This is a genomic window from Alkalihalophilus lindianensis (assembly GCF_032843265.1).
GTDB lineage: Bacteria > Bacillota > Bacilli > Bacillales > Bacillaceae_D > Alkalihalophilus > Alkalihalophilus lindianensis.
Window position 1 is genome coordinate 202,881 of sequence record NZ_JAWJBA010000001.1, and the last position, 25,981, is coordinate 228,861.

Here is a 25,981-nt window from a genome sequence, read left to right on the forward strand (position 1 = left end):
GAGGTTATATGCTCTTTAAAACAAGACGGGATCTTCCTATGAATGCGATTACTGTTGCGATCATTGTATTCTTATTTTCCGTCCTTTACTTAAGCATCCGATTCGTTGACTTTACGCCGCTCATTTTATTTCTTTTCCTCATTTATTTGTTTTCAATATGGTTAGCTCTTTATTCAATCTTTCAAATTAGGTATTGGATAAGAGAGGAAGGGTTGTTTGTACAGATGGGACCGTTCCAGTCTACTTATCACTATTCAGATATGAAAAGAATTGATTATACAAAAGGATTAAGTCGATTAAGGCCTGTAAATGTTCATAGTTTTATGTGGGCAGTCGATGGAATCGAACTTCATTTTAAAGGTGAGGTCACGAAGATCCAATTATCACCTGAAAGACAAGGTGAATTCATTCAGGAATTATTTAAAAGAGCGCCTCAACTAGCCTATTGCTCGATTGAAGAGCAACGAGCTAAGCATAAAAGGCAAGAACAAGTAGAACAACAAGAAGTAGTGATGATGCCCCATATTGGGGGTACAGTAAAGGGTTCAAAGGTAGGAAGCTCATCAAGTGAATGGTTGAAAATGTGATGGGCGAAGAGGTGATTTCAATGGAGAAGATGAATTGGTCAACAGGAGAATTACTGACAATGATTGATCTATGCGGATATTCAACCACAGCAGAAGGAATGGGTGAGAGTATTTATCCTAACCGTACTAAGTTCTTTTGGGGAGACTTCTTTGAAAAGAGCGTTGAATCACTTATAGCAAAAGAATATTTATCAAAAGAAAAGTACACTGAAGGAGACAATCCCCTTACTCCGAAGCTACAACAATTTATAGAAGAGTACATGCAAGCTAAACGAGTGATTAGAGCCGCTAAGAGAGGTACCGATGAAACCTTCATTATTCGAGAATTGGGGGATGGTACCTGGATGAGAGAGTCTATCATATCCAAGGAAGCTCTCCATCGTTTTGATTTTAGTGATCATCTCGATTTGAAACAGGAATTAAAAGAGTTTTATCAATACGCACCTACCTCGCCACAAGTGTATGCTTCTTCCTTTCAAATAACGGATGCTCAGTTTGCTATGCTCAATCAAAAGAGAAATGGTAGAAGTGTTCGAGATGAAGCTAGTTTTAGTACTGAAGAAAGAGCATCATTTGACCACTTTATTAAAGATTTGAAAAAGAAGAATGGAGTGCTAAATAGTATTAGTTTGCTGAGGTTTGAACCTGAATATAATGAGTTACACCTAGAGAAGGTAATATTTCATCTCCCGAGTGATGAAGGGGTTTGGGTCATTCATTATCAAAATGCTGAGACTGTGCATGTCTCTTTACAAATATCAAACGAATGGCTACACATGATCGACTTTACATCATATATGATTGGAGGCGGGGACGTTGTTTGAGACGGAAGCTTCAGTGAGACAGAGTATAGCCGTATTATCAGGTGATATTAGTCAAATTCATGAGCAAATGCGACGATTGAATGAAGTGAGATCAACATTGCAGGGTCAAGAATCAGAAATGATTTCCTATCAGGACGAATTTAAGCAACCAGAGCTTGATTCATCTACATGGTATGGGAAATATGCAAATGAATTTGAAGAGATCCGAACAAGTGAAGTGTATGAGAAATACACCGATGTCACCTCTTCTACCTTTTCTACGTACTATAGCCAAATAGAGAGGGCACAGCAGTTCCTTTCCACCCAATTAGAATTGAAATCACAGCAACTTCAAAACAGGAGAAATCAGTTACAACACATGCAAAGTCAGCAAGTTTAAAGTACACATGGTTATGGTGGAACAAGCCTATTCTAAGATGGAACAGGCTTGTTTATTTTAAGTTCGTATTTTCTTAGTCAACATCACAATAGCAAACACTTTTCACCATTTGCTTCCACTCTTTTTTTATATATACGATAATGCTGATCTGAAACAAAAATAAGTTATAGCTTGCTATATATCTGAATATTCTATAAAATTATAATACTGACTAGTAGGTATGCTAGAGGAGGATAAACAATGGATGCAACAGAAAAGGTTCATTACAGAACGTGCCCTTTATGTGAGGCAACTTGTGGGCTTGAAATTCACACGAAAGGTAATGAAGTAACAAGTATTAAGGGAGATAAGTTAGATCCGTTTAGCGAAGGTTATTTATGTCCGAAAGGGTATCACTTAGACAAGTTATATGCGGATCCAGATCGGATTAAGAAGCCAATGATTCGTGAAGGGGATCAATGGCGCGAAGTGTCGTGGCAAGAGGCGTTTACCGAAGTGAGGAAGGGACTTCAATCAATCATAAAGCAAAATGGTCGAGATGCGGTGGCGACCTACCTTGGAAACCCAAATGTTCATAACTTAGCGGGTATGTTATATGTGCCTATTTTACTGAAGACATTAGGGTCTAAGAATCGTTACTCGGCTAGTACAATGGATCAAATCCCGAAACAACTAACAGCTGAATGGATGTTTGGCAGTGATTTCTCGATACCAATACCTGACATTGATCGAACCGATTATTTTTTAGTGATTGGTGCCAATCCTCTTGTATCAAATGGAAGTTTAATGACGGCTCCTAATATGCGTAAGCGAATGAGAGATCTCAGAAAACGAGGCGGAAAAATCGTTGTCATTGATCCTGTTCGAACCGTTACAGCGAAGGCTGCAGATGAGCATTATGCAATCACACCTGGCACAGACGCCTATTTACTAGTAGGGATCATTCAGACGCTTTTTGAGGAAGAGCTTGTTGATCTTGGTAGAGCAGGTAAGCATGTTAATGGCTTATCCGAAGTGAAAGAAGCTGTGAGAGGGTTCTCAATTGAAGCGTTGAGTGCTAAATGTGGCATTGAGGTAAAAGTCATTCGTAGATTAGCCAGAGAAATTGCCACTTCAGAGCATGCGGCAGTGTATGGACGGATGGGTACCTGTACTCAAGCATTTGGGACAATGAACAGCTGGTTGATTGATGTCATCAATATTCTAACAGGAAACCTTGACCAAGAAGGCGGTGTGATGTTTACAAGCCCAGCAGCCGGCTCCAAAAATGCTGGAGGTAAGCGTAAAAAGAGTGCCCGATATGGTCGCTTTCATTCTAGAGTGCGAAATTGTCCAGAGGTACTGGGGGAACTTCCGACCTCCTGTTTAGCAGAAGAAATTGAAACGGGTGGAGAGGGCCAAATTAAAGCATTGGTCACTGTGGCAGGAAACCCAGTGCTATCAGCTCCGAATGGTGAACGAATGGAGAAATCACTCGGTCAGCTAGATTTTATGGTGAGTGTGGACTGTTATTTGAACGAGACGACAAGACATGCGAACGTATTATTACCAGCGCCCTCAGCTCTTGAGCGTTCCCATTACGATCTTTCGTTTTATCAGCTTTCTGTAAGAAACATCGCCCACTATTCAAAACAAGTCTTTCCATTAGAAGAAGGACAGCTTGATGAATGGGAAGTGTTACTCCAGTTGACTGCAGCCGTCATGAACCAAGATGTAGGAGCTGACCCTGTGAGTGCATTAGATGATTATGCAATCATGCAGCTAATCAAAAAAGAGTGTGGCATTGAAAGCTCACCTTTAGCTGATAGAGATCCAAACGAGATATTTGCTCACTTATCAGTTAGAAAAGGCCCGGAGAGAATGCTTGATTTCCTTTTACGTACCGGAGAATATGGAGATTTCTTTGGTGAGAAGGCTGATGGAATATCGCTTTCGACGCTTATGGAAAATCATCCGCATGGCCTTGATTTAGGACCACTTAAACCTAGGCTGCCACAAGTGCTATCCACAGGATCAGGCAAGGTTGAGTTAGCACCACCATTACTAGTGAAAGATTTAGAGCGTTTGAAAGAAAAAAGAGATAGAGTTCAAAAAGGTTTGCTTCTGGTTAGTCGGAGGCAGCTGCAATCCAATAACTCATGGATGCATAATATTGGAGAATTAACAAAAGGAGCTAACAAATGTACATTACAAATCCACCCAACAGATGCGGCCCGTCATCAAATAGTAGATAAAGGGATCGCCTCGGTTAAATCAGTTGCCGGTCATATCAACGTCTCAGTTGAGGTGACGAGTGATGTGATGGAAGGCGTTGTTACGTTGCCACATGGCTGGGGGCATCATTTAGAAGGTATACAATTACGCAATGGAGAAAGGTATGCTGGTGTAAATTCAAATCGCCTAAGTGATGAAAATGAAATTGACCCGGTCTCAGGAAATGCCATCTTTAATGGAATTCCAGTGGAAGTGAGTATTGGTTCATAGTATGAGGAGACGTTGCCGGAATGCCGGCGACGTTTTTTTAAAATGAAGAAGGATCCTCACTTTTAATCAAATAGAATAGTGAGGGAATATTTAACACATGTTAAGTATGATAATGATTTATAGAGAGGAGGGTCATTCATGTTTTCACGGCTTCAAGTGATTTTCGTATTACTGTTATTTATCGGGATTTCAAATCATGTATTGATCCTTCCTCATCTCCTACAAGCAGCTAAACGTGATGCTTGGATTTGCGTTTTAGTAGGGTATGTCATTTTAATCTTATGGGCAATTGTCTTAAATAGCATTATCAAAAATAGTAAACAAAAAAAATTAGTTGTCTGGGTAAAAGAACGTTCGGGTAGCGTTATTGCGACTGGAGTTATTTCAATATTTATGGTCTATACCATTCTAACGGCTATTATTTCTTTTTACGATTTAACACAAACGGTCGATATCTATTTTTTACCTATCACACCAAAAGTAATGATTGTTTTTCCCTTTTTATTGCTTTGTGTGATAGCAGGATATAACAACTTAAAGACAATTGTCTATTTATCGACCTTCTTTTTACCAATTGTTTGGATACTAGGCCATTTTGTTGCTTTCTCAACAATGGGTGAAAAAGCTTATTCTTATATGTTCCCGGTTCTTACATATGGGAGTGAACCCATTATCAAAGGCACAATTATTGTTATGGGTGGAAGTATTGATTTACTATTCCTGTTGCTTTTACAACACCACATCAATAAAAGATTTACATTCGTATATATAGTAGTTCTTATCTCTCTTCTTGCTGGACTTATTCTTGGGCCTACTCTAGGTTCTATTGCTGCTTTTGGACCGAATGTAGCTGCTAACATGCGTTTTCCCGCATTTGAACAGTGGCGGCTCGTAATGATAGGAGAACATATATCACATGTCGATTTCTTAGCTGTATTGCAACTTTTATGCGGAACAACGATTCGAGTTTCTTTATGTTTGTTCTTTCTTTATGACATATTAAAAAGTCATACAAATCTAACGAAACAGATTCTTTTTCTGATAGTGAGCACAATCCTCGTGGTCATCTCCATTTATCCAGTAAGTGATATCTGGATGCAGACATTTCTTAGTATCTATTTTTACCCTGCTTCTCTTACCTTTGGCCTCCTCATGTCGTTGTTCCTTCTTATCATTAGTTATTTGCCGGAAAAGAAAGGAATGGAAAGTAAACTATGAAGAGAAAACTAACTCATGTAGAAAATAAGCACTCCATCGATGAGGATTTACTAGGCGGTTCCCTTACTTTAACTAAGCTGAAAGACTATTTTAGCGGGCTTTCTGATCTTTACTTTGTAGAAGTTCAACATGATGAACCAATTCTTTCTTTTTATTGTGAAGGAATGATTGATCACACTCAGTATAATGACTATTACCATGGTGTAATGAAGGAGATTAAAGGTCAGGAAACAGACACTTTTGATCAAGATCTAATACCGCCAATTATTCATATAGAGTCATTATCTACTTTAATTGAAAAAATTTTTTCAGGCTTTTTACTTTTCTATAAAGAAGGAGATTCTCATTTTTTTGGAATTAATATAGCTAAGATTCCCCAACGAACTCCGGAAGAATCAACTACAGAAGTGTCGATTAAAGGCCCAAAAGATTCATTTACTGAAGAACTACATGTAAATGTATCCCTTATTCGTAAAAGGTTAAAATCAGCACATCTCTATAATGAGTCATTTACAATCGGTTCAGAAAGTCAAACAAAAGTGTCGTTACTGTATCTGAACAACAAAATAAATCATGAGATGATTAAGGAGGTTCGTTCAAGATTAATAACGTTTCAAACAGAAGGTATTGTCAGTAGTGGTCAATTAGAACAGTGGTTATCTGATCGAAGTTTTACTTTGTTTCCTCTTTTCGATTATATAACTAGACCCGACTTCGTCGTAGAGTGCATGCTTCGCGGGAGATTTATTATCATAGTCAATGGTTCACCTTCCGTTTTGATTGGGCCAATTAATCTATTTGAACTGATCAAATCCCCTGAAGACGTACACTATCCCTATTTCTATGTAGCCTTTCAGAGGATCATTCGATTAACAGCCTTACTGATAGCGATGTTTTTACCAGGCTTCTGGATTGCGATCTCTTCGGTCAATATTGATCAACTCCCTTTCCCTTTACTCGCTACAGTTGTTATTGCTAGAGAAGGGCTTCCGTTCCCTTACGCTCTAGAAGCTCTTTTTATTCTAGGTCTATTTGAATTATTGAAAGAAGCAGGTGTGCGAATGCCTAAAGCACTTGGACAAACGATTTCAATTGTAGGTGGGTTGATCATAGGAGATGCTGCGATACGTGCAGGTCTTGCCTCGCCTGCTCTAATTGTTGTTATTGCTTTAAGTGCAGTAGCAACCTATACACTCGTTAATCAATCTTTAACTGGAACAGTAAGTATTCTACGTATTTATTGTCTGGGTATTTCAGCTTTCTTAGGGGTCTATGGCTTCTTTATTGCTGTGTTTAGTGTTCTCATTTACCTGTGTCATCTTGAGTCGTTTAAGGTTTCTTATCTTGAACCCATTTCATCTCTAAGCTTCAAAGAATATCTCTCAGCTTTATTGATTGATCCTTTTAAACGCAGGAAATTCACTGCACCGATGCTCGAGAAACGGAGAAGATAGCGATGTGGCAATTAGTGAAGATCTATTCGGTTGTTCTTTTGTTGGTATTCAGTTTTGTTCTAACTGGGTGCAATGACGTGAAGGAACTGCAGAATTCCAATTATGCAACGGCTATAGGTGTCGATTATAAAGATGGTAAATATGAAAGTTATATTCAAATGGTGAATTTAGATCAAGTCGCTACGACCGAGGGAGGGGGGCGAGGCGAACCTCAAATGTTGGTCTCTAAAGCTGTAGCCAACACATTTGAAGAAGCATTTTTTGAAGTTTATAAGACCGCTCAAGAACGAATCATTTGGGCACATGTCACCTCGATCGTCTTAAGTGAAACTGCCATAAATGAAGGGTTTCAACATATATATGACGCCTTAACAAGGTATTACGAGTTTCGATTAACTCCATGGGTTTTTGGCACAAATGATTCCATTGAAGAAGTGTTATCTATAACAGGTTTTTTTGCCAAGACATCTCTTGATACGATTATGCATAACCCAATTAGGAGCTATGAGCAAAGTTCAATGATTCGACCCATTAAATTACAAAGGTTAGCTAGAGAAATGTTCGAACCTTCACAAACGACGTATGTCCCTTCGATTACAATTGATCATACACAGTGGGATAAGAATAGAGAAGATGAACCTAAATTAATGATTAATGGAGCATTCTTTATCCAAAATCAACATTACAAAGGATTTTTTAATTTGGATGAGTTGAAAGGGCTTCGCTGGACTATACCAGATACCCAGCGTGCATCGCTTGTCGTCCCTGATGAGATCAATACGGAATTCGTATTAATCTTGAAAGACCCAACAGCGAAAATTAGTTCTGAGGTTGAGGGGAATTCCCCTTCGTTTGTGATCCATATAAAAGCTAAAGGGTATTTCACTAATCGCATGAATAATCACAATCTGCTGCTTGGAAAAATTATCGAAGACTCTAAAGAAAAGTTGAAAGATGAAATAAAGCAACTGTATCAATTAGGGATTGAAAAGAATGTAGATTTTCTTAATTTAGAGCATGAGTTGTATCGGAAGCATTCAACGGTCTGGAAGCAATTAAAAGAGGATGGCAAAATCATTATTAATGAGGACTCATTGAATAATGTGACAGTGGATCTCACTTTAAAACACACAGGGGCCGTCTTAAATAAAACATTGGATATAAAAAACATAGAATGATGTATAAAGGTGAAGAGCCAAAGGGACATACCTCTGGCCCTTCATCTATTTGGTCAGAAAAACCTAGTAATGATAAGGCTTTCAAGATAGTAACCTAAGCAGATTAATTGAGGATTTTTTATTCTATGGTAATATAATAAACAATCCGTGTTATGTAAGGGTTCCTAACGTCCAATTTTGTCGTTACAAAGGCTAGAGAATGCCGAATTGTCAGAAAAATATTTGCTTGTAAATGAATTTTCGGGTAAGATAATAAAAACCTATAGGGTATACCTCGTATCGTCGAGGGACGCTCGATGACCATTCGGGACTTATTGTGTCCCTGAAGGTCGGTTGGAAACCCGATAAACAGAGCGAACAAAATAGGTATGAATAGTATGAGGAGGTAGTTTAATGATTGAAGTTGCACATACGAACACTCTTTTACGCAATGATGTAAAAAAGCTAGGTAATATTTTAGGGGAAATTCTTATTCACCATGGTGGTGTTGACCTCTTAAATAAAGTAGAGTCTATTCGCGAGAAGACAAAAGCTTTACGCGAAGAGCATAACCCTGATACATATAACGCTCTGAAAGATGAGATTCGCACATTAGAACCACCTACACGCCAACAGGTGATTCGTGCGTTCTCGATATATTTTCATCTAGTAAATATTGCAGAGCAAAATCACCGTATTCGTCGTCAACGTCAGTATCAATTGCAAGAAGAAGGCGTGAGTCAGCCATTTTCACTTGAACGTGCAGTAGCAGCAGTGAAAGAGTTGAGTCCTGAAGATGACGTCATGCAAAAAGTGCTAAACGACTTATCGATTGAGCTGATTATTACCGCTCATCCAACAGAAGCAACAAAGCGTACAGTTCTTGAGACACAAAAGCGTATATCGATGATTCTACAAGAGTTTGATAACCCGCAATTAACGAAAAAAGAACGTCGCCGCCTTGAGGATAGCTTATTTAATGAAGTGACAGCCTTATGGCAAACAGACGAGTTGCGTCATCGTAAGCCAACGGTGCTTGATGAAGTTAAAAATGGTTTACACTATTTCAATCAAACGTTATTTGATGTGATTCCTGAGATCCATCAAGAGCTCGAAGTGCAGCTTGATGAACAATTCCCAAGTCATAAATGGTCGGTTCCTAACTTCCTCCATTTTGGCTCATGGATTGGGGGAGACCGTGATGGTAACCCGAATGTAACACCTGAAGTAACATGGGAAACGTTAAAATTACAACGCCGACTAGTCTTGAAGAAATACAAGGAGAGTCTTGTTGATTTAATGAAACGATTCAGTCAAACGACAACCCGTGTACAAATAAGCGAACAGCTCCTTCAATCTGTTGAAGCGGACGAGGCGAAGTATTTAGAAGAAGGCGAAGCATGGCCGATTGAAGCAGAGTTATACCGTCGTAAATTCCAAGTGATTTTAAAGCGACTTCGTGCTGTTGGGAAATTAGACTTGGGCTATGACAACGCAGAAGAATTTTTAGAGGATCTAACGTTAATTAAAGAGAGTGCCGAGCAGCATCAACCAGCTAATCGCACATTAAAAACGCTTCGCAAGTTAATTCGTCAAGTACAATTGTTTGGTTTCCATTTAGCAACACTCGATATTCGTAACCATAGTGGGGAGCATGAGGCTGCGATTACGGAACTCTTAAAAGCAGTTCAAATTACTGATGACTATGCCTCTCTTTCTGAGGATGAGAAGTTAAAAATTCTCGAAGATGTACTCAGTGATCCGAGACCGTTATTACTTCTAAAAGAAGATTACTCAAAAGAAACGCAAGAAGTGTTGAAAGTCTTTGATATGATCAAGCAAGCTCACCGTGAATTTGGTAGCCGCTCGATTGAAGTGTATCTTGTTAGTATGACGCAAGATTCAAGTGACTTATTAGAAGTTCTCTTGCTAGCTAAAGAAGCAGGAATCTATCGCTTGCATGCTGATGGAACGGTTGATAGCAGCTTACATGTTGCACCACTTCTTGAGACTGTTGATGATCTTGTTGCCGGTCCGCGTATTATGAAGACACTGTTTAACATGGACCTTTATCGTAAGCATTTATCAGAACGAGGTAATCATCAAGAGATCATGTTGGGTTATTCTGATGGAAGTAAGGACGGCGGAACGCTAACAGCGAACTGGAAGCTGTTTAAAGCCCAACAAGAAATTCATGAGATGGCGAAAGACTATCAAGTTCGTCTGAAATTCTTCCATGGTCGTGGTGGTTCTCTTGGCCGTGGTGGTGGGCCGTTAAATCGCAGCATTCTCTCACAGCCTGTTGAAACTTTAGGGGACGGGGTGAAGATTACCGAGCAAGGCGAGGTATTATCGTCTCGTTATTTACTAGAAGATATTGCGTATCGAAACTTAGAACAAGCTGCATCTGCCTTGCTTGAAGCGTCTGCTACTTCATCAATCAAAACAAAAGAAGGTCACTTCCGTAAAGAGGCTTGGGAAGAGGCGATGGAAGTAGCTTCTACTCATTCTCTGAAAAAATATCAATCGCTTGTCTTTGGCGATCAGGATTTCTTAACGTACTTCAAACAAGCAACGCCACTTGGCGAGCTTGGCGCACTGAATATTGGTTCTCGTCCAATGAGTCGTAAGGGTAGCCAACGTTTTGAAGATTTACGTGCAATTCCTTGGGTATTTGCGTGGACGCAATCACGTCAGATGATTCCAGCGTGGTATGCAGCTGGTACAGGATTGATTGCTTTTGCTGATGAGAGTGCAGATAATTTGGAGTTATTACGTGAGATGTACAAAAACTGGCCGTTTTTCAACTCTACGGTTAATAATTTACAAATGGCTCTTATGAAAGCTGACTTAAAGACAGCACAAGAGTACATGAACTTAGTTGAAGATAAGGAAATTGCCGATCGGATTTTTGGAGATATTAGTGCAGAATATGAGCGTACAAAAGAGGTTCTCTTAAAAATCTCTGAGAGTGAAGAACTACTTGATCACACACCTAATATCCAAGAATCGGTTCATAGACGTAACCCATATGTAGACCCACTTAACTTCTTACAAGTGGATCTTATTTCGAAAATGCGCTCAGAAGAGGAGCCATCTGACGAGTTAATGACCGAGGTGTTATTAACGATAAGTGGAGTTGCAGCAGGACTTGTGAATACAGGTTGATAAAAGAAACTAACCCCATCTTGGTTCGCCAAGACGGGGTTTTCCTATACTTGCTTCGCTTTAAAATGCACAACCGCTGTATAGATGGGTTGGCCAGTTTTAAAATGAGGGTAGACATGGTGATTCACATTGGCTACTTCTAGTAAGAGTGCTTTGTTCACATCGATTTTTTCATTCATGCGTTGTTCTAGTTCTCTAAGACTTGTTGCTTCAAAGCATTCGATTTTATCTTCAATTCTCTCTAGTTGGATACTCATCTGCTCCGCTCCTTCTCACAATTCTCTCGTTCAAATCATAGCAAATTCACCAGGAAAAGAAAATAAGTGAATTCAGTGCATCAGCTGTGTATACTAGGGAGAGAATCGTAAGGGAGTGGTGAAAGAAATGAGAATTGGAATTATTGGAGCAATGGATGAAGAGGTTGAATTACTTAAAAGTAACTTAATGAACCGTGAAGATAGAACGATTGCTGGATGTGAGTTTCATCATGGCCAGTTAAATGGTGTCGATGTTGTTCTACTTAAATCAGGAATTGGGAAAGTGAATGCAGCTGTAGGCACCACGCTTTTAATTGAATTATATAAGCCAGACCGTATCATTAATACGGGTTCTGCAGGTGGATTTAAAGAAGGGTTAAACGTTGGGGATGTCGTCATTTCAACAGAAGTACGTTACAACGATGTCGATGCCACTGTGTTTGGTTATGAATTTGGACAGGTGCCTCAAATGCCTGCTTTTTACGAACCAAATGAGGAATTAATTGCTGTTGCTGATCGAGCTGCCCAAAAGGTAGGCGTTAATACGGTGAAGGGCTTGATTGTGTCTGGAGATTCATTTATGAGCGACCACGCACGTGTGCTTGAGTTAAAAGAAATCTTCCCAAGTGCTCAATGTGCAGAAATGGAAGCTGGGGCTATTGCCCAAGTGTGTCATCAGTTTGAGGTGCCATTCGTGATTATCCGCTCGTTATCTGATATTGCAGGTAGTGATGCGAAAGTTTCGTATGAGCAGTTCCTCGAGACAGCTTCAGTAAACTCAGCGAAACAAGTTATCTTGATGGTAGAGGCATTAGCGGAATAAGTTTCCTCTGTTTACGGACATTACATCATCATCTCCTGTTCTAAACGTGCTATCATTATTGATAGAGTAGGAGGGGACATGATTATGACAGAGAAAAAGATGCAAGATCTACAAGCAAAAGTGGCTGATTATAAGCGCTTTGGATTTATTTTGCTGTCGTTGAGTGCCTTTTTGTTTATTGGATTAATTATACCAGCGGATGGACAAGCAATTTCACTACCTAGTGGCTTTATTGTAGGAGTTTTTGCCACATTAGGACTAGCGGTAGTATGCCACCGTTTAGCTATGAATGCACAGAAACAATTATATGAAGAAGAATAATAGATTGCGCTTCGATTGAGGAGGCGCAATTATTTTGTTTTGATTTGATCGTTCGAGCCGCATATGGGCGAAATGCTCAGGTTATGAGCGATCGAGCTATGCTTATGAGCGTTATTTTTAAAATATGTGCGATATGTACTTAAGTATGAGCGCTTTTTTCAATATAGGAGCGAATGCATACAATATGAGCGGGATTAGCAGATATATGAGTGGCTCTATACTGAACTGGACCCCGCCTCACCACACAAAAAAACGCCATGCTACAGCACGACGTTTCGACTTATGAGGCTGGCGGAATGACTAAATAATACACACATGCAAAGAAGATAAAGATGGCTAGTACTGATCCGTAAGAGCGGAATCCTTTAAATGATTGAGTCGCTTCCATCGCCCGAACCCCTAGTACATACATCCACGCAAGTCCTGCTAATAAGAGGACGACATGAATGACCGTAATCGAGAAGCCTGCTTGCATCCCAATTAACGTCGGCATCGCTAGAAAGCTAGGCACTAGGATAATAATCGAGATCCGGTAGAGCGATCGCATTAATCCAGGTCCTCCAAATCCTTTAGCCCCTGCCCATAATAAAAGAGTAAAGGCAAATCGAGTAAGAATAATCGTTATGATTCCAAAAACGATAAAAATAAGAGGGACAATGATGTTTCTAAGTAAAGGTGACTCGAAGCTACTAACATATTCGAGGTTGGCTTGAACTGAAAAAAGTCCATAAGCCGCCCCTAGTAAAACGACTAGTAGTAAGCCGATTCGATTCGTTTTAGGTGAATCAGCTAGCTCTCGAAAAGAATGGCCATCAAGCATTAGTGCTTTAGCAAGTAGAGTGAATCGATTCATATGGATAACTCCTATTCTCATTAACTATGTATAGATGTAAGCAGCAGTGCACACTATGTACACTGCTACTATTCACCTGAAATGTCAAGTGATTCTATAAATTCCAAGGCATAACGGCCCAAATGGCAACGCCTATGCAAATGATACTGATAATAGCTGCACCAAAGCGGCTGTTGTACCGAGCAGGGTTAACATCTGTCCAACCGTGGATACGCTCAACTAACTTATGATCTTCAGATGTTGATAGTTTGGATTGAAGTGAAGGCATACGGTTAGTGATGTATGAAACGACAATCAGCAATAAGAAGCTAAGAGGTACAGCTAACATTGCACCTGAGATTCCCATTCCATCAGTTAACCCGTGTCCACTAACGACTATAGTAGGGAAGACGAATGGTGAAACGACTACATAAAGACCACCGGCTACAACAGATGCTGCCATAGCACCAAATCGGTTAGCTTCTTTCCACCATACCCCCATTAAAATCAGTGGAGCATTGGTAACACCAGCTAAACCAAACGCCCACAGAATACTAACTACTAAGAAGTCCGGTGGATTGATTGCAAGAAGGACACTGGCAACCCCGCCGCCTGCAATAGAGAAGTAACCGAGTTTTACTTTCATGTTGTTTGTTAAATTGGGCTTTAGAGTTGTTACAATATCTTGTGAAATAAGAGCACCAATTGCTAGTAAATTGCCGCTTAATGTTGATAGACCAGCACTGATTGCACCAGCAATAACTAAAGCTGTTACCCACTCAGGGTTGTAAACTAAGTTTAAGATAATTGTTAATTTGTCTGCGTCTGCTTGAGAGATCACAACGCCTTCTGTTTGTGTAAAGAATACACCGGCGAAGCCCATAGCATACGTTGCAGAGAATACTAAACCAAGAACAAGTGCGAACCAAACCATTGCTTGACGAGCACTCTTAAGGCTTGATGCTGTGTAAATACGCATCGCTAAGTGAGGCAACCCAAGCGCCCCAATCGTGAATGCTGGAATTAAGGCGAAGTACCATTTTGATGAATACTGGTAATCAAAGAAAGTAGGCATCGCATCTAACATCGCTGGAACCATATCAGCATATAGAAGTGGCGGGAAGAACCAGCCAGACCCACCCATTGCTTTCATGATTGCTCCAAGTGGAACGATGAACATTAAAGCGATAATGACCATTTGAATCGCAGCGTTGTTTGTAGCACCAGACATCCCACCGATTGTCACGTACCCAACGATAAGGATACCTCCAATGATAAGACCCGTCATATAAGGGATACCAAGTAAGGTTTCAAACGTTACAGCAATCCCGATCATTTGACCTAACGCATACATAATAGAGACTAAAATCATAAATAGAGCTGCAATAATAGAGGCACTAACACCGTAACGCTCACGTACAAAGTGTGTAGGAGAGAATGCGCCCATACGACGTAAACTTGTACCGTAGATAATCGTTATTAATGGAATTGCTAAGATCATTTGAATCCATAAAAGAATAAAAGGTGCTTGCAGATTTAAGATAAGACCGGTAACACCGAGGAAGGTAGCAAGACTCATGTATGTAGAGGCCATCGCTAAACCATTTGTAATCGGTCCAACACCGCCACCAGCAGCATACAAGTCTTCAACAGATTTACTAGCACGGTTAGAAACCCAACCTACAATGTAAAATAGGGCAAATGTTGCAACGACAAAAATAATACCGATAATAGGATTGGATAATTGCCAAACTTGATCTTCCATTTAGCTAGCTCCCTTCTGAGATGAATTCGTAGTAGATTGGTTTTGAGCATTTTCATCTTCAATCGCTTGGTCGATGTGATTTCCCATTTTACCTGCGATGATTGTAAGGATGAGGACACCGAACCAACCGACTAGTATGGGAACGATATACATAATAGGGAACCCAAACAACATGCCATCAACTGGGAAGAGAGAAAAGAATAACCCCATGTGACCGGATACTAGAAAAAGGGCAGACATGATAATTGTAAACCATACTTCTTTTTTGTAAGCACTCATTCGTACACCTCATTTCATTTTGTTGGTAACGCTTTCAAGTTAGTTAAGACTGAACGCTCACTCAGTTTGATGAACGGCTGAGTTACCATTGTTAAGGTATGTATGTCACCCCCTTCCAAATAATTAGTCGTTCAATTCCTTGTCAATCTATACTAAAATTACATCATGTACGAGTGAATGTAAAGACTAAAAATTGAGAAAATTACATAAAGTTCGAAAAAGGGGACAGTTCATGTGAGTATTAGACAAACAAAAAGACCGATTGTGCTAGCGGCTGTTATTTTAGCAATGTTTATGGCGGCAGTAGAAGCAACAATTGTTGCAACAGCTATGCCTGGAATCGTCGCTGATCTTGGGGGATTCTCATTATTTAGCTGGGTATTTTCATCTTACTTGTTGATGCAAGTGGTCATGATTCCGGTCTATGGTAAGTTATCGGACCTTTATGGTAGAAAAGTCATTTTCACAATAGGGATCTCGATCTTCTTGGTGGGATCAATTCTTTGTGGATTTTCATTTTCAATGGAAATGTTAATTATTAGTCGTTTTATTCAAGGGCTAGGAGCAGGTGCTGTCCAGCCGATTGCAACCACAATTGTAGGGGATATGTACACAAAAGAAGAACGTGCAAATATCCAAGGCTATCTGGCAAGTGTATGGGGAATCTCGGCCATTATGGGGCCTTTATTAGGTGCATTATTTATCGAATACCTACATTGGTCTTGGATTTTCTGGATCAATGTTCCCTTCGGTGTGATTGCGATGCTCGGTGTTCATTTCTTTTTGCATGAGTCGGTCGAAAAGAAGAAGCAATCGATTGATTATAGTGGCGCCTTCTTGCTCTTTTTAGCAATCACTCCGCTCATGCTTGTTCTTATTCAAGGCGCTGTATGGGGATCACCACTTGTTGTCGTACTTGTCTTTGTTTCTATTGCTAGCTTTGCCCTTTTTATTTGTGTGGAAAGGCGAGCTGTGACACCGATCATGACGCTTTCTCTTTGGAAAAATCAACAAATACGCAATGCAAATATAGCATCCTTTTCAGCGGGGGCGATCTTACTTGCGGTCTCAACCTTTTTACCGACCTATGTACAAGGCGTGATGAATCAACCTCCAATCATTGCAGGACTAACTCTCACAGCCATTTCGATTGGCTGGCCAATCTCCTCAACGATTGCAGGAAAGTTAATGCTGAAAACAGGGTTTCGAGTAACTGCTTTAATTGGTGGGTGTGCGCTTGTCGTTGGAGGACTGTTTTATTTACTTTTACCTGTCATCAATCATCCAGTATGGGCTGGGGTAGGGTCATTTGTGATCGGTGTGGGGATGGGATTTTCAACGACTACATTCATTGTATCGATTCAATCGACTGTGAGCTGGAATGTTCGCGGTGAGGCAACCTCAATGAATATGTTCATGCGCTTACTAGGTGGTGCGGTAGGAGTGGCTTTTCTAGGAGGTTTGTTGAATCGACGTTTACAAATGGAGCTAGCAGATAAGCAAAGTGATTTATCATTTGAACCAACGATTGATTCTGTGAACCGTTTACTGGAAGGAGAACAACGATCGAATCTTACAAGAATCGAATTAGAAACTTTGCAGGTAGGGCTAACAAATAGTTTAAGCATTGTATTTTTGACGATTTTTATCCTTGCTTTGATTAGTTTCTTCTTTATATTACGGTTACCGAAAGAATCAACCTAACAACACAACCAACATGAGTGCATCATGTTGGCTTTGTTAAGGTGAGGAAATGATTGAGAACACGTGCTGTCAGACCCCATATCACATAGTCCTCATAGAAATAAAATAGCTCTTGGACTGATTGAGTTCGTCCATTGTACGTTCTTCTATTCGGGATTAAGTGAAAAGGGAAATCACTAGCAGGCTCAAACGTAATGCCCATCTCGTACATTTTTGGCTCTTGGTTATAAAGATAATTAAGAGGGACAGTGAAAGTAGCCGCTACTTCAGCTTCATTTGGTTGAATCTTGCTAATATCCTCTACTTTTCCTACAAAAGGATAAATCACACCTCGAAAAGGGGTGACTAAGTAATCAAGCGGAGCAATTACTTCGACTTGGTCTTCATTGACTCCTAGTTCCTCTGACAACTCTCGAACGGCTGCAGCCTCTGCATTGAGGTCGGTTGAATCGATTCGACCGCCAGGGAAGCAAATTTCGCCAGGTTGACTTTTTAAGTGTTCTGAACGGACTTCAAATAACACGGATAGCTCATCATCTACTTCTACTAGCGGTAATAGAATAGCAGAATGTTTGGCCGTTTTTTGTCCAAGGACTTCAGGTTGCCTGCCTTCTAATTTTGATACAATGGATGACACTGACAAGATAGATCCTCCTTTCAAACGTCTGCTAATGCCTTATATAACGTCTGTTTAACTAGTATAGTATAGCATATCCCTCTCTATGAACAGTTGTTGCAAATAATAGAGGGTTCTTGTACACTTAGACCGTATCTTAAAATTAAGATAAAAGGAGAGAGACGATGGCTAAAACAAATGATGAGCTCTCATTAAAATTATTTGTTGTTTTATCACGTGCCCACAGTGCAGTGATAACGGAAGTAGAAAAAGACATTCGTAGCTATGGGTTGAATCCAACAGAGTTTGCTGTATTAGAATTGCTCTATCATAAAGGAGATCAGCCTTTACAAAAAATTGGTGAGAAGATCTTAATTTCAAGCGGAAGTATCACCTATGTGGTTGATAAACTTGAGAAGAAACAGCTGCTCACTAGAAAGCCATGTCCCAATGACCGTCGAATAACGTTTGCGACATTGACGGCTGAGGGAGTGAAGTGGATGGATGATCGCTTTGATGACCATAAAAAACGAATTGCGACGATTTTGTCTGGACTTGACGTTGAAGAAACTGAGCAAGTCATCAATTTACTTAAAAAGCTTGGCTTGCAGGCGATGCGAGCGTAAGCTTTTTTTGTGGAAAATAGTTTCTTGAAATAATCTGTCAGAAGATATGACAAAAAAGCTGATATTGAATAGGGAGTGCGATAAGATGAACTCAGGAAAGGTCATAGACCTAGCTTCCATAATGTTCTCTCTACTCTCCCCATTGTTAGCGGTTCACTTAGGTGAACCGCCCTTTTTTTGTGGTTGGATCAATTGTTTACAGACTCACTTCTTAAGCGTTAGCCTCTTTAATACAATAAATCAATAAATTCATCCTTTGATAGGTTACCAAAGTAAGTGGTTAGATCGACTTCAGCTAGTGCGTCATGCAAAGCATCAGTTTCATATTTTGTTCCAACTAGCAAATGACTTAGCTCATCGACATCGCCAACACCAAAGAAGTCACCATATATTTTACATGCTTCGATTTTCCCTTTTCGTACATTTAAGCGGACATCTATCGAACCGATTGGAAAGCGCTTTGAGCGTGTTAAGTCAAACGTAGGGGACTTCCCGAAATTCCAATCCCAATTCCGATAGCGTGCACGAGAGATATTATCAATCTCCTTCCAATCATCCTCCGTTAATGTATATGTCGGGATCTCATTCTCTACATCAAAAATGTATCGTAGTAAAACATTTTTGAAGTCATCCATCGTTAAAGGTTCGTTTAGAAATTCTGTAATATTAGCGACACGGCTTCGGATTGATTTAATGCCTTTTGAACGTATTTTCTCATCTTTGACATTTAATGCAGAGACGACATGCTCGATCTCTGAATTTAACATTAACGTGCCATGGCTAAACATACGCCCTTTTGTCTGAAATTGGGCGTTGCCAGATATTTTTCTCTCACCAACATGAATGTCGTTTCTTCCACTTAGTTCAGCATCAACGCCTAATCTTTTTAGGGCTGTTACAACAGGCTCGGTGAATTTTTTGAAGTTATGAAAGGACTCACCGTCATCTTTTGTAATGAAGCTGAAGTTTAAATTACCAAGGTCATGATAGACTGCTCCACCGCCTGAGAGTCTTCTCACAACATGAATATTGTTCTCTTTGACATAGCCTAAGTTGATTTCTTCTATGGTGTTTTGATTCTTACCGATGATGATCGAAGGCTCGTTCACATAAAAAAGAAGATAGGAATGATCGGGGTCCAAGTGTTTTAAGGCATATTCTTCAATTGCCAAATTAATGCGTGGGTCTGTAATCCCTGTATTATCGATAAATTTCATCATGAATTGATCATCCTTTCAAATGAATTCCTCTTTCAGTATAGTGTTTGTTTCACAAAGAGTCTAATAGCTTGTTTCTTTCCTTGTTTTACCTTTCACTCATTCAACCTCAATATGCATAGGATGCAACTCCTGTTGGAAAAGATATGCATGGACCAAATAAAAGGAGATGAGATGAAATGAAAAAAGTCGTTAGTTTTGCGTTGTTTGTAATCATGATGGTGACCTTCGCTAGTATGACAATGGCAGAAGGAGAGGCAATGGTACGTGTATTACACGCCTCACCAGATGCTCCTGCTGTTGACGTGTATGTAAATGATGATCTTGTGGTAGATGGAGTAGGGTATAAAGATGTCACAGATTATCTAGCCCTACCTGCTGGGACCCATACGATTGATGTTTATCCATCAGGCGATCAATCTACTGTAGTCATTACTGAACAAGTAGCTGTAAGTAGTGGCCAGTCTTATACACTTGGTGCAATTGGGCAGCTTGAATCGATTCGCTTAACAACGATGCTGGATGACCAAGAAGTGACTGCAGGAAATACGAAGGTACGCGTAGCTCACTTCTCACCAGATGCACCGGCTGTGGATATAGCGACTGATGCAGGGGATATTCTATTTCCGAATGTTGCATTTTCAGCAGTGACGGATTATGTAGAGTTACCAACTGCGACGTATAATCTTGACATTCGTGGCGCGGGTACAGCTGATGTCGTAGAAGAATTATCAGAGCTTGAATTAAAAGATGGAATGGTTTATACAGCCGTGGCTGTTGGTTTGTTAAATGGTGAACCTGAATTTGAAGTGATCCTTCTAAATGATGCATTGCCAACCCCAGATGAATTACCTAAAACAGGACTAGGTGGAGCTTCTGAGATTCGTTAAGATGAAGAAATGGCTTTTCTTTTTAGTTGTATGCTTGCTCACATTAGTGGGGCAGCCGGACGTAATGGTTGCCAGGGAAAGTTTGACCGGCTATTCTCCTCTACAGCTGAAGATACCTTCTTTATCGATCCAAGCTCCTATTGAACCGATTGGAAGGGAAGAGTTAGATGACATTCCTCCAGAAGGTGAGAAAGTATTCTGGTATAAAGATGGGGTGAATCCAGGGGCGTCAGGAAACGCAGTAATAGCTGGTCATTTTGATGACTATGAAGGTCCAGCCGTTTTTTACTCCATCGATCAATTAAAGCTAGACGATTTACTTTATATTGTGAACGAAAAAAATCAAATTTTGACTTATCAAGTCGATGAGATGAAGACATTCAAAAGAGATCATGCGCCAGTGGAGGCCATCTTTCAGGGGAGTAGTCAATCAAAGCTAAAGCTGATCACATGTTCAGGCTATTATAGTAAAAAAGAAAAAACACATACGCATCGAACCATTGTATCAGCAACATTAGTTGGTAAGACGCATCCTTACACACCATTAACCGGGCCTTGAAAATAAGGCGCGGTTTATTTCATTTCTAGCCTGTTCTTTAGTTGTTGGATAAGCTAGAGAAAACGTATAATAAAATGAGTAGAAGGATTTCAGGAATGGAGATGATGATATGGAAATGAGAAATGTAACAGAGGCGGATTATGTTCGTGTCATTTCGGTCATCGATGATTGGTGGGGCGGTCGCATGATGAGTGATTTGCTGCAGCGTTTGTTTTTTATCCATTTCCAAGAAACGAGCTTTGTTATTGAAGAAAAAGGAACGATTATCGGTTTCTTGATAGGATTTCCTTCTCAAACACTTCCAAAGGTTGGATACATCCATTTCGTCGGCATTCACCCTAAAGCGAGAAAGGAAGGGTATGCGCGTATTTTATATGAAGCATTTTTTGAAAAAGTAAGGGAGCTTGGATGCGAAAAGATCGAATGTATTACATCACCTGTTAACAAAGGCTCTGTAGCATTTCATAAGCGAATAGGCTTTAAGATAAAAAGGGGAACAACGAGTGTAAATGGACTCCAAATTTATCAAAACTACGATGGACCCGGAAAGGATCGCGTACTGTTTGAGAAAGAACTTTCATAATAAAACAAACCAAAGCTCTACGTAAGGGCTTTGGTTTGTTTTATTAATTGTATGATATGTGGATACAATTGAACACATAATGTAAACCAAACAATGGAGATACTAATGGCTGCAATGATGTCAGATGGGTAATGAGCTTCAAGAACCATACGACTTAAGGCAACAAGGACAATGCATAAAAAAGCGATGCTATAGGTAATAACACGTAAGGAACGATTTCTTATGAAGAGATAGCTCAGGTACATGATGAAGGCAAAAAGTAAAACGGTTCTCATCGTATGACCACTAGGAAAACTATAGGAAGCCATTTCAAAGGTGTGCCCAAATGCTTCAATGTATCGCATCTCACCTGGACGTTCCCGTTGAAATAATAGCTTTAAGCTAAGGTTCAATGCGAGGCCACCAAAGACAATTACTCCCAAAAGAAGGGACATCATACGTTGTTTTGTGAAAAATAATAGGCTCATCAAAATAAACGTTAAACCAAGTATCACCTCACCAGAACCGAGCTTGGTGAAATAACCCATAAGACTTTGTGTTGAAGTTGAAATGGTTGTCTCTAACCATAGCAATAATTGTTTGTCATAAACATTTGAATCAATCAATAAAACTGTAAATAAAAATACGGTGATCATCAAAGCATATAGTGAATAGAAAAGGTAATGTTTCATAATGGCCTCCGAAATTGTTTAAAGGAAATCGTAACAGAATTTTAAAAATTTGGCTAGTCATTTATGGAGTATAGTATACTAGGTACTATTAATAGGCATTTGCTACACTAAATATAAACAGTTGAAAACGTTCATACAAATCACAAGGAGGTCCCTTAAGTTATGGAAACACCAAGAATGAATGTGAGTGGATTAGAGTTTGGCTGGGATATTGAGAAAGGTCAATTTCTTTTTGAGGGGGAGGATGCTGTCCTATTTTGGATTTCTTCTGCTATGAAAACCTTCTTTGATACAATTGAAGAAGTGTCTGGAAAAGAAGCGACGAGTGTGGTGCTAGAGACCACAGGATACCGACAAGGAACCGTTGTAGGTGAATATTTCGAAAAATTAAATGCCCGTGAACGTGACTTTGCTGAAACTCTGACCAAGACATACGCCTCTGCTGGCTGGGGAAAGGCCACGTTAAAGGAATTTAATTTAGAGGAAAAGCGAGTCGTTATTCATCTAAAAGACGATTGGGAGTATAAAATAAATGTTGCCCAAGGGAAAGAGAAGGGTGGAAACTTCTTACCAGCTCATTATGCAGGGATTTTTACAGGTATTTTTGGGACAAACATTTGGTACAACAAGCTTCAAAGCCAGGTGGAAGGTCATGAGTACACGATTGTTGAATACTATCCCTCAAATGTGACTGTAACTGAAAATATTCATGAGCTTATTCGCAACCGAGAAGAACAAGAAATTATGCAGCTTGAAGCATTAGTAGAGGACAAGACAAAAGAGTTAAAAACACTGATTAAAGCCTTATCATCCCCAATGATTCCAGTTCTTGAAGAAGTAGTGGTTGTGCCATTACTCGGGAAGTATGATGAAGATAGAACGGATGAGTTGATCGAAAAAACATTACATAGCTTACCTAAGCACAAAGCGAAATTTCTTATTTTAGACTTTACGGGATTAGATGCAGAAGTAGCCCCGTTGTCTGCAGATTTGATAGAAAAATTAGTGTCAGCGACATCTTTAATTGGAACAAAGACCATCCTTGTTGGGATTAAGGCTGAACTAAGCATGTCGATTACAAAATCGGGTATTAATTTGAGTAAATATGATTGTTTCCAAACGCTTGAGCATGGCATTTATTATGCATTGGCAGAAAAAGGACGTAAAATCACTTCAATGTAAACAAGCATTAGTCTCCTCTGTGGGACTGATGTTTTTTTGTGTTTACCAAAACGACTAAAGGCAAAGCGAGAATTTGTTGGTAAAACAAGGGATATCGCTTGTATTTGGCGAATAGATAAAGACAACTAAGCTGAATTGGAGGTTTGGTCGATGGAAAAAGTGGTTTCTTTTGAGATGAGCAGTCAGGACTCTGAGAGGTCCGCTGCATTTTAAGCGAATGTTTTTGGTTGGGAAATAAGCCAACCTAATTGGGGTTATTACCCGGTTACATTAAAGGATCATACCGAAATAATTATTAAGAGAGGAATTGCAAAAGGTCCTCAAGATTTTCCGCACGGTAGGTACCCGAATTCAAATTGAAGTGGAGTCTATTGTGTAGACGATAAAACAAGCTTTGGAACAAGATGCCCAACTTGTTAGAGAGAAGATGGAATTCGATGAATATTATTTAGCTTATTTAGTTGATCCGGTTGGTAGCGGATTTAGGCTAGTCGAACAAAAGTAACATTTAATTGGAGGGGTAAGATGAATAGCATTCACACAATAAAAGAAACGATTTTACGCTTAGAAGAAAAGCTACTTCAACGAGAAACGAGAACTTCCCCAGAAAAGCTTAAAGAGCTGTTAGATGAGGAGTTTTTAGAATTTGGTAGCTCAGGACATGTTTGGGTGAGGGACGATTGTTTAGGAGACGGAGGAGTCGGGGTTGTGAAGATGACCATTCATGATTTTGAGGTGCGCGAATTAGCACCGGATGTAGTCCTAGCCACTTTTCGTGTCTTTGATGAGCACCGCGTTATTTACACTTTAAGAAGTTCTATTTGGAAAAAAGTTGAGGGGAACTGGAAAATGATCTTTCATCAAGGTACATTAACGAAATCTTAGATCGGTGGTTATCGAAGTGCATGTTTCAAATAAGAAGAAAACAGTTGTGATCGTCGGGATTTGGCTCGCATCATTAGGGGTTGCCCTACACCCGATAATGGATGTTGGATTTCCAGAGTCCGCTACCATGTTTTCGATCCCCATCCTTATAGTAGGAGCAGCCTTGTTGATTGGGTCTCATTTTGTAAGTGAGAAGGAGAAGAAGTAGAGCGCTACCCTAAATACGTTGGGGGAGTGCTCTACTTTTTGTTAAGATGATTGTTTCATTAAAGCTGGGGGTTCCTTATGATGAGCAATTTTTTGAGTAAGGAAGGTCACGGCTCCAATACAGAATAGGAAGATACCAGAGGCTCTTAGTACGGGATGGATCGAAAGGATCTCGACAAGGAACGCACCAACCAATGGAGCAATAAGAATGCTTAGGCTAATAATGGAGTTATAAAGACTTGAAACACGAGCAATCGTTTCCCCATTTGTCTCTGTTTGAATGACGTATTGAGCAACGATCATTTGCAACCCCGCTCCAAAGCCCAATACGATCGCCATTAATAATGGTCCTGATAAATGAAACTCAGTCGTTAAAAATCCAGCACTCAATAAAACAATTCCTAAACAAAGAAAGCTAATGATTAGTAAATAGGTGGGGTAAGGCAATTGTTTGTACCTTGATAAAAAGACAATGATAAGTACTGAACCAATGCCTACAAATGACATGATCCATCCCATGATTTCAGGTCGGTCTGGTGCGAGCATTCGAAATAAAATAGGAAATTGAACATCAACCATTTGTACAGCGAAAAAACCTAGGAAGGAATAAAAGAAACAAAACAGAAGCGTTCTCGTCTTTAAAATGATCCGCCACCCTTCGCGCCAATCACCCCAAAAACTATTTTTCTTTTTAGTCTTACTAGAAGAGGTCGTTTTTCCTTCCTGTAGGACGCTTAATAGTAACAAGCTTGAAAGGATCAAAGTGACGCCATTTATAAAAATACATAAAAGAGGAGAATACAAGGCAGCAAGTGTGGCCCCAACCACAGGACCTATTATTCTAGAAGTTTGAGCAGATAACCCATTTAAGCTCACTGCCCTCATCACGAGTGATTCAGGTACAATTTGCTTAATAATCGCTTGTTCGGCTGGGAAATGAATGGTCGCAATCGTAGAGCGGAGGGAGAGAATGACTAAAAAGAACCAAGTGTTCGAGATGAACAATAATGAAAAGGTGAGAAGAGCCGTACTCACATCAGCAAGCAGCATGATTTTGATTTTATTTTTATTTTCAATAAACACACCTGTAAATTGACTGATTAGCGTTTGCGGTAGAGCGATGGCTACAGCAATGAGTGCAAGCATAAGAGGACGTTCCTGCCATACATAAGCAAACAATAAAAAGATGGCAACGCGGTCAAAATAGATTCCGAGCATAGAGAGACTGTATGAAGTAAACACCCTCATAAATACTTTGTTTGAGAGTAGTGAGTGGGCAGTCATAGTGACATA

Annotated in this window: 26 protein-coding genes; 18 read left to right on the forward strand and 8 right to left on the reverse strand. The window is 39.8% G+C overall.

Translation table 11 applies throughout. The features are described from left to right. The first annotated feature begins 8 nt into the window (after positions 1–8). From RYX56_RS01155 to ppc, 8 genes are all read left to right on the forward strand, one after another. Entirely contained in the window at positions 9–587 is a 579-nt protein-coding gene (locus RYX56_RS01155) for a PH domain-containing protein (RefSeq protein WP_317120307.1), read from the forward strand. Then, on the forward strand, positions 572–1,411 hold the full coding sequence (locus RYX56_RS01160; RefSeq protein ID WP_317120308.1) for a YfjC family protein: 840 nt from the start codon (positions 572–574) through the stop codon (positions 1,409–1,411). Before RYX56_RS01155 ends, RYX56_RS01160 begins: the two co-directional genes overlap by 16 nt. After that, the gene (locus RYX56_RS01165; protein ID WP_317120309.1) at positions 1,404–1,790 is read left to right on the forward strand and encodes a YwqH-like family protein; all 387 of its coding nucleotides are present in this window, start codon (positions 1,404–1,406) and stop codon (positions 1,788–1,790) included. The genes RYX56_RS01160 and RYX56_RS01165 overlap by 8 nt, the downstream gene beginning before the upstream one ends. A 240-nt stretch (positions 1,791–2,030) precedes the next feature. Continuing rightward, complete coding sequence (locus RYX56_RS01170; protein ID WP_317120310.1) at positions 2,031–4,274, forward strand: molybdopterin-dependent oxidoreductase; 2,244 nt, start codon at positions 2,031–2,033, stop codon at positions 4,272–4,274. Positions 4,275–4,412: 138 nt separating this feature from the next. Beyond that, positions 4,413–5,492, forward strand: coding sequence for an endospore germination permease (locus tag RYX56_RS01175; protein WP_317120311.1), 1,080 nt, complete (start codon positions 4,413–4,415; stop codon positions 5,490–5,492). Then, positions 5,489–6,946 carry a spore germination protein gene (locus RYX56_RS01180; protein WP_317120312.1) on the forward strand — a complete coding sequence of 486 codons (1,458 nt, stop codon included), beginning with the start codon at positions 5,489–5,491 and terminating at the stop codon, positions 6,944–6,946. Before RYX56_RS01175 ends, RYX56_RS01180 begins: the two co-directional genes overlap by 4 nt. Positions 6,947–6,948: 2 nt before the next feature. Then, the gene (locus RYX56_RS01185; protein WP_317120313.1) at positions 6,949–8,124 is read left to right on the forward strand and encodes a Ger(x)C family spore germination protein; all 1,176 of its coding nucleotides are present in this window, start codon (positions 6,949–6,951) and stop codon (positions 8,122–8,124) included. A 393-nt stretch (positions 8,125–8,517) separates the two neighbouring features. After that, positions 8,518–11,271 carry a phosphoenolpyruvate carboxylase gene (gene ppc, locus RYX56_RS01190; RefSeq protein WP_317120314.1) on the forward strand — a complete coding sequence of 918 codons (2,754 nt, stop codon included), beginning with the start codon at positions 8,518–8,520 and terminating at the stop codon, positions 11,269–11,271. A gap of 44 nt (positions 11,272–11,315) precedes the next feature. Here ppc and RYX56_RS01195 read toward each other — a convergent pair whose 3' ends face one another. Next, entirely contained in the window at positions 11,316–11,528 is a 213-nt protein-coding gene (locus RYX56_RS01195) for a YrzA family protein (protein ID WP_317120315.1), read from the reverse strand. Positions 11,529–11,655: 127 nt separating this feature from the next. On the opposite strand from RYX56_RS01195, the gene mtnN reads away from it, so the two are divergent. Both mtnN and RYX56_RS01205 read left to right on the forward strand, forming a co-directional pair. Further along, positions 11,656–12,351 carry a 5'-methylthioadenosine/S-adenosylhomocysteine nucleosidase gene (mtnN, locus tag RYX56_RS01200; protein WP_317120316.1) on the forward strand — a complete coding sequence of 232 codons (696 nt, stop codon included), beginning with the start codon at positions 11,656–11,658 and terminating at the stop codon, positions 12,349–12,351. Positions 12,352–12,435: 84 nt separating this feature from the next. Then, entirely contained in the window at positions 12,436–12,672 is a 237-nt protein-coding gene (locus tag RYX56_RS01205) for a YrhC family protein (RefSeq protein WP_317120317.1), read from the forward strand. Positions 12,673–12,952: 280 nt separating this feature from the next. Here RYX56_RS01205 and RYX56_RS01210 read toward each other — a convergent pair whose 3' ends face one another. From RYX56_RS01210 to RYX56_RS01220, 3 genes are all read right to left on the reverse strand, one after another. Then, positions 12,953–13,525 (reverse strand): YIP1 family protein, encoded by a 573-nt coding sequence (locus RYX56_RS01210; protein WP_317120318.1) that lies wholly within the window; start codon positions 13,523–13,525, stop codon positions 12,953–12,955. A 94-nt stretch (positions 13,526–13,619) separates the two neighbouring features. Continuing rightward, positions 13,620–15,269, reverse strand: a complete 1,650-nt coding sequence (locus RYX56_RS01215) for a sodium:solute symporter family transporter (protein ID WP_317120319.1) — start codon at positions 15,267–15,269, stop codon at positions 13,620–13,622. Then, the gene (locus RYX56_RS01220) at positions 15,270–15,548 is read right to left on the reverse strand and encodes a hypothetical protein (protein WP_317120320.1); all 279 of its coding nucleotides are present in this window, start codon (positions 15,546–15,548) and stop codon (positions 15,270–15,272) included. It abuts the gene before it with no gap. Positions 15,549–15,782: 234 nt separating this feature from the next. Here RYX56_RS01220 and RYX56_RS01225 point away from each other — a divergent pair, with 234 nt between their 5' ends. Beyond that, the gene (locus RYX56_RS01225) at positions 15,783–17,252 is read left to right on the forward strand and encodes an MDR family MFS transporter (RefSeq protein WP_317120321.1); all 1,470 of its coding nucleotides are present in this window, start codon (positions 15,783–15,785) and stop codon (positions 17,250–17,252) included. A 22-nt stretch (positions 17,253–17,274) separates the two neighbouring features. Here the strand turns inward: RYX56_RS01225 and RYX56_RS01230 are convergent, their stop codons facing one another. Then, on the reverse strand, positions 17,275–17,889 hold the full coding sequence (locus RYX56_RS01230) for an NUDIX hydrolase (protein ID WP_317121286.1): 615 nt from the start codon (positions 17,887–17,889) through the stop codon (positions 17,275–17,277). A gap of 164 nt (positions 17,890–18,053) precedes the next feature. Between RYX56_RS01230 and RYX56_RS01235 the strand changes: the two genes are divergently transcribed. Beyond that, positions 18,054–18,494 (forward strand): MarR family winged helix-turn-helix transcriptional regulator, encoded by a 441-nt coding sequence (locus tag RYX56_RS01235; RefSeq protein ID WP_317120322.1) that lies wholly within the window; start codon positions 18,054–18,056, stop codon positions 18,492–18,494. A gap of 227 nt (positions 18,495–18,721) precedes the next feature. Here RYX56_RS01235 and lplA read toward each other — a convergent pair whose 3' ends face one another. Then, positions 18,722–19,711 carry a lipoate--protein ligase gene (gene lplA, locus RYX56_RS01240; protein ID WP_317121287.1) on the reverse strand — a complete coding sequence of 330 codons (990 nt, stop codon included), beginning with the start codon at positions 19,709–19,711 and terminating at the stop codon, positions 18,722–18,724. 179 nt (positions 19,712–19,890) lie between these two features. Between lplA and RYX56_RS01245 the strand changes: the two genes are divergently transcribed. The 3 genes from RYX56_RS01245 to RYX56_RS01255 all read left to right on the forward strand — a co-directional run bounded on the left by RYX56_RS01245 (position 19,891) and on the right by RYX56_RS01255 (position 21,743). Then, complete coding sequence (locus RYX56_RS01245) at positions 19,891–20,601, forward strand: DUF4397 domain-containing protein (RefSeq protein ID WP_317120323.1); 711 nt, start codon at positions 19,891–19,893, stop codon at positions 20,599–20,601. Between the two features lies 1 nt (position 20,602). Then, positions 20,603–21,160 carry a class F sortase gene (locus RYX56_RS01250; protein ID WP_317120324.1) on the forward strand — a complete coding sequence of 186 codons (558 nt, stop codon included), beginning with the start codon at positions 20,603–20,605 and terminating at the stop codon, positions 21,158–21,160. Positions 21,161–21,269: 109 nt separating this feature from the next. Continuing rightward, positions 21,270–21,743, forward strand: coding sequence for a GNAT family N-acetyltransferase (locus RYX56_RS01255; RefSeq protein WP_317120325.1), 474 nt, complete (start codon positions 21,270–21,272; stop codon positions 21,741–21,743). Positions 21,744–21,760: 17 nt separating this feature from the next. Here the strand turns inward: RYX56_RS01255 and RYX56_RS01260 are convergent, their stop codons facing one another. After that, positions 21,761–22,414, reverse strand: a complete 654-nt coding sequence (locus RYX56_RS01260; protein ID WP_317120326.1) for a phosphatase PAP2 family protein — start codon at positions 22,412–22,414, stop codon at positions 21,761–21,763. Positions 22,415–22,576: 162 nt separating this feature from the next. On the opposite strand from RYX56_RS01260, the gene RYX56_RS01265 reads away from it, so the two are divergent. The 3 genes from RYX56_RS01265 to RYX56_RS01275 all read left to right on the forward strand — a co-directional run bounded on the left by RYX56_RS01265 (position 22,577) and on the right by RYX56_RS01275 (position 24,689). After that, positions 22,577–23,596 carry an STAS domain-containing protein gene (locus tag RYX56_RS01265; RefSeq protein WP_317120327.1) on the forward strand — a complete coding sequence of 340 codons (1,020 nt, stop codon included), beginning with the start codon at positions 22,577–22,579 and terminating at the stop codon, positions 23,594–23,596. Between the two features lie 525 nt (positions 23,597–24,121). After that, positions 24,122–24,481: a nuclear transport factor 2 family protein gene (locus tag RYX56_RS01270; RefSeq protein ID WP_317120328.1), complete on the forward strand. Its 360-nt coding sequence runs from the start codon at positions 24,122–24,124 to the stop codon at positions 24,479–24,481. A gap of 16 nt (positions 24,482–24,497) precedes the next feature. After that, positions 24,498–24,689 carry a hypothetical protein gene (locus tag RYX56_RS01275; RefSeq protein ID WP_317120329.1) on the forward strand — a complete coding sequence of 64 codons (192 nt, stop codon included), beginning with the start codon at positions 24,498–24,500 and terminating at the stop codon, positions 24,687–24,689. Positions 24,690–24,730: 41 nt separating this feature from the next. Here the strand turns inward: RYX56_RS01275 and RYX56_RS01280 are convergent, their stop codons facing one another. Further along, positions 24,731–25,972, reverse strand: coding sequence for an MFS transporter (locus tag RYX56_RS01280; protein ID WP_317120330.1), 1,242 nt, complete (start codon positions 25,970–25,972; stop codon positions 24,731–24,733). Positions 25,973–25,981 lie beyond the last annotated feature (9 nt).

Bases quoted from the DNA above. Each gene is read 5' to 3' on its own strand.
- RYX56_RS01155 (WP_317120307.1), top strand. From the start codon at position 9: ATGCTCTTTAAAACAAGACGGGATCTTCCTATGAATGCGATTACTGTT.
- RYX56_RS01160 (WP_317120308.1), top strand. From the start codon at position 572: ATGGTTGAAAATGTGATGGGCGAAGAGGTGATTTCAATGGAGAAGATG.
- RYX56_RS01170 (WP_317120310.1), top strand. From the start codon at position 2,031: ATGGATGCAACAGAAAAGGTTCATTACAGAACGTGCCCTTTATGTGAG.
- RYX56_RS01175 (WP_317120311.1), top strand. From the start codon at position 4,413: ATGTTTTCACGGCTTCAAGTGATTTTCGTATTACTGTTATTTATCGGG.
- RYX56_RS01180 (WP_317120312.1), top strand. From the start codon at position 5,489: ATGAAGAGAAAACTAACTCATGTAGAAAATAAGCACTCCATCGATGAG.
- RYX56_RS01185 (WP_317120313.1), top strand. From the start codon at position 6,949: ATGTGGCAATTAGTGAAGATCTATTCGGTTGTTCTTTTGTTGGTATTC.
- ppc (WP_317120314.1), top strand. From the start codon at position 8,518: ATGATTGAAGTTGCACATACGAACACTCTTTTACGCAATGATGTAAAA.
- RYX56_RS01195 (WP_317120315.1), bottom strand. From the start codon at position 11,528: ATGAGTATCCAACTAGAGAGAATTGAAGATAAAATCGAATGCTTTGAA.
- mtnN (WP_317120316.1), top strand. From the start codon at position 11,656: ATGAGAATTGGAATTATTGGAGCAATGGATGAAGAGGTTGAATTACTT.
- RYX56_RS01205 (WP_317120317.1), top strand. From the start codon at position 12,436: ATGACAGAGAAAAAGATGCAAGATCTACAAGCAAAAGTGGCTGATTAT.
- RYX56_RS01210 (WP_317120318.1), bottom strand. From the start codon at position 13,525: ATGAATCGATTCACTCTACTTGCTAAAGCACTAATGCTTGATGGCCAT.
- RYX56_RS01215 (WP_317120319.1), bottom strand. From the start codon at position 15,269: ATGGAAGATCAAGTTTGGCAATTATCCAATCCTATTATCGGTATTATT.
- RYX56_RS01220 (WP_317120320.1), bottom strand. From the start codon at position 15,548: ATGAGTGCTTACAAAAAAGAAGTATGGTTTACAATTATCATGTCTGCC.
- RYX56_RS01235 (WP_317120322.1), top strand. From the start codon at position 18,054: ATGGCTAAAACAAATGATGAGCTCTCATTAAAATTATTTGTTGTTTTA.
- lplA (WP_317121287.1), bottom strand. From the start codon at position 19,711: ATGAAATTTATCGATAATACAGGGATTACAGACCCACGCATTAATTTG.
- RYX56_RS01245 (WP_317120323.1), top strand. From the start codon at position 19,891: ATGAAAAAAGTCGTTAGTTTTGCGTTGTTTGTAATCATGATGGTGACC.
- RYX56_RS01250 (WP_317120324.1), top strand. From the start codon at position 20,603: ATGAAGAAATGGCTTTTCTTTTTAGTTGTATGCTTGCTCACATTAGTG.
- RYX56_RS01255 (WP_317120325.1), top strand. From the start codon at position 21,270: ATGGAAATGAGAAATGTAACAGAGGCGGATTATGTTCGTGTCATTTCG.
- RYX56_RS01260 (WP_317120326.1), bottom strand. From the start codon at position 22,414: ATGAAACATTACCTTTTCTATTCACTATATGCTTTGATGATCACCGTA.
- RYX56_RS01265 (WP_317120327.1), top strand. From the start codon at position 22,577: ATGGAAACACCAAGAATGAATGTGAGTGGATTAGAGTTTGGCTGGGAT.
- RYX56_RS01270 (WP_317120328.1), top strand. From the start codon at position 24,122: ATGAATAGCATTCACACAATAAAAGAAACGATTTTACGCTTAGAAGAA.
- RYX56_RS01280 (WP_317120330.1), bottom strand. From the start codon at position 25,972: ATGACTGCCCACTCACTACTCTCAAACAAAGTATTTATGAGGGTGTTT.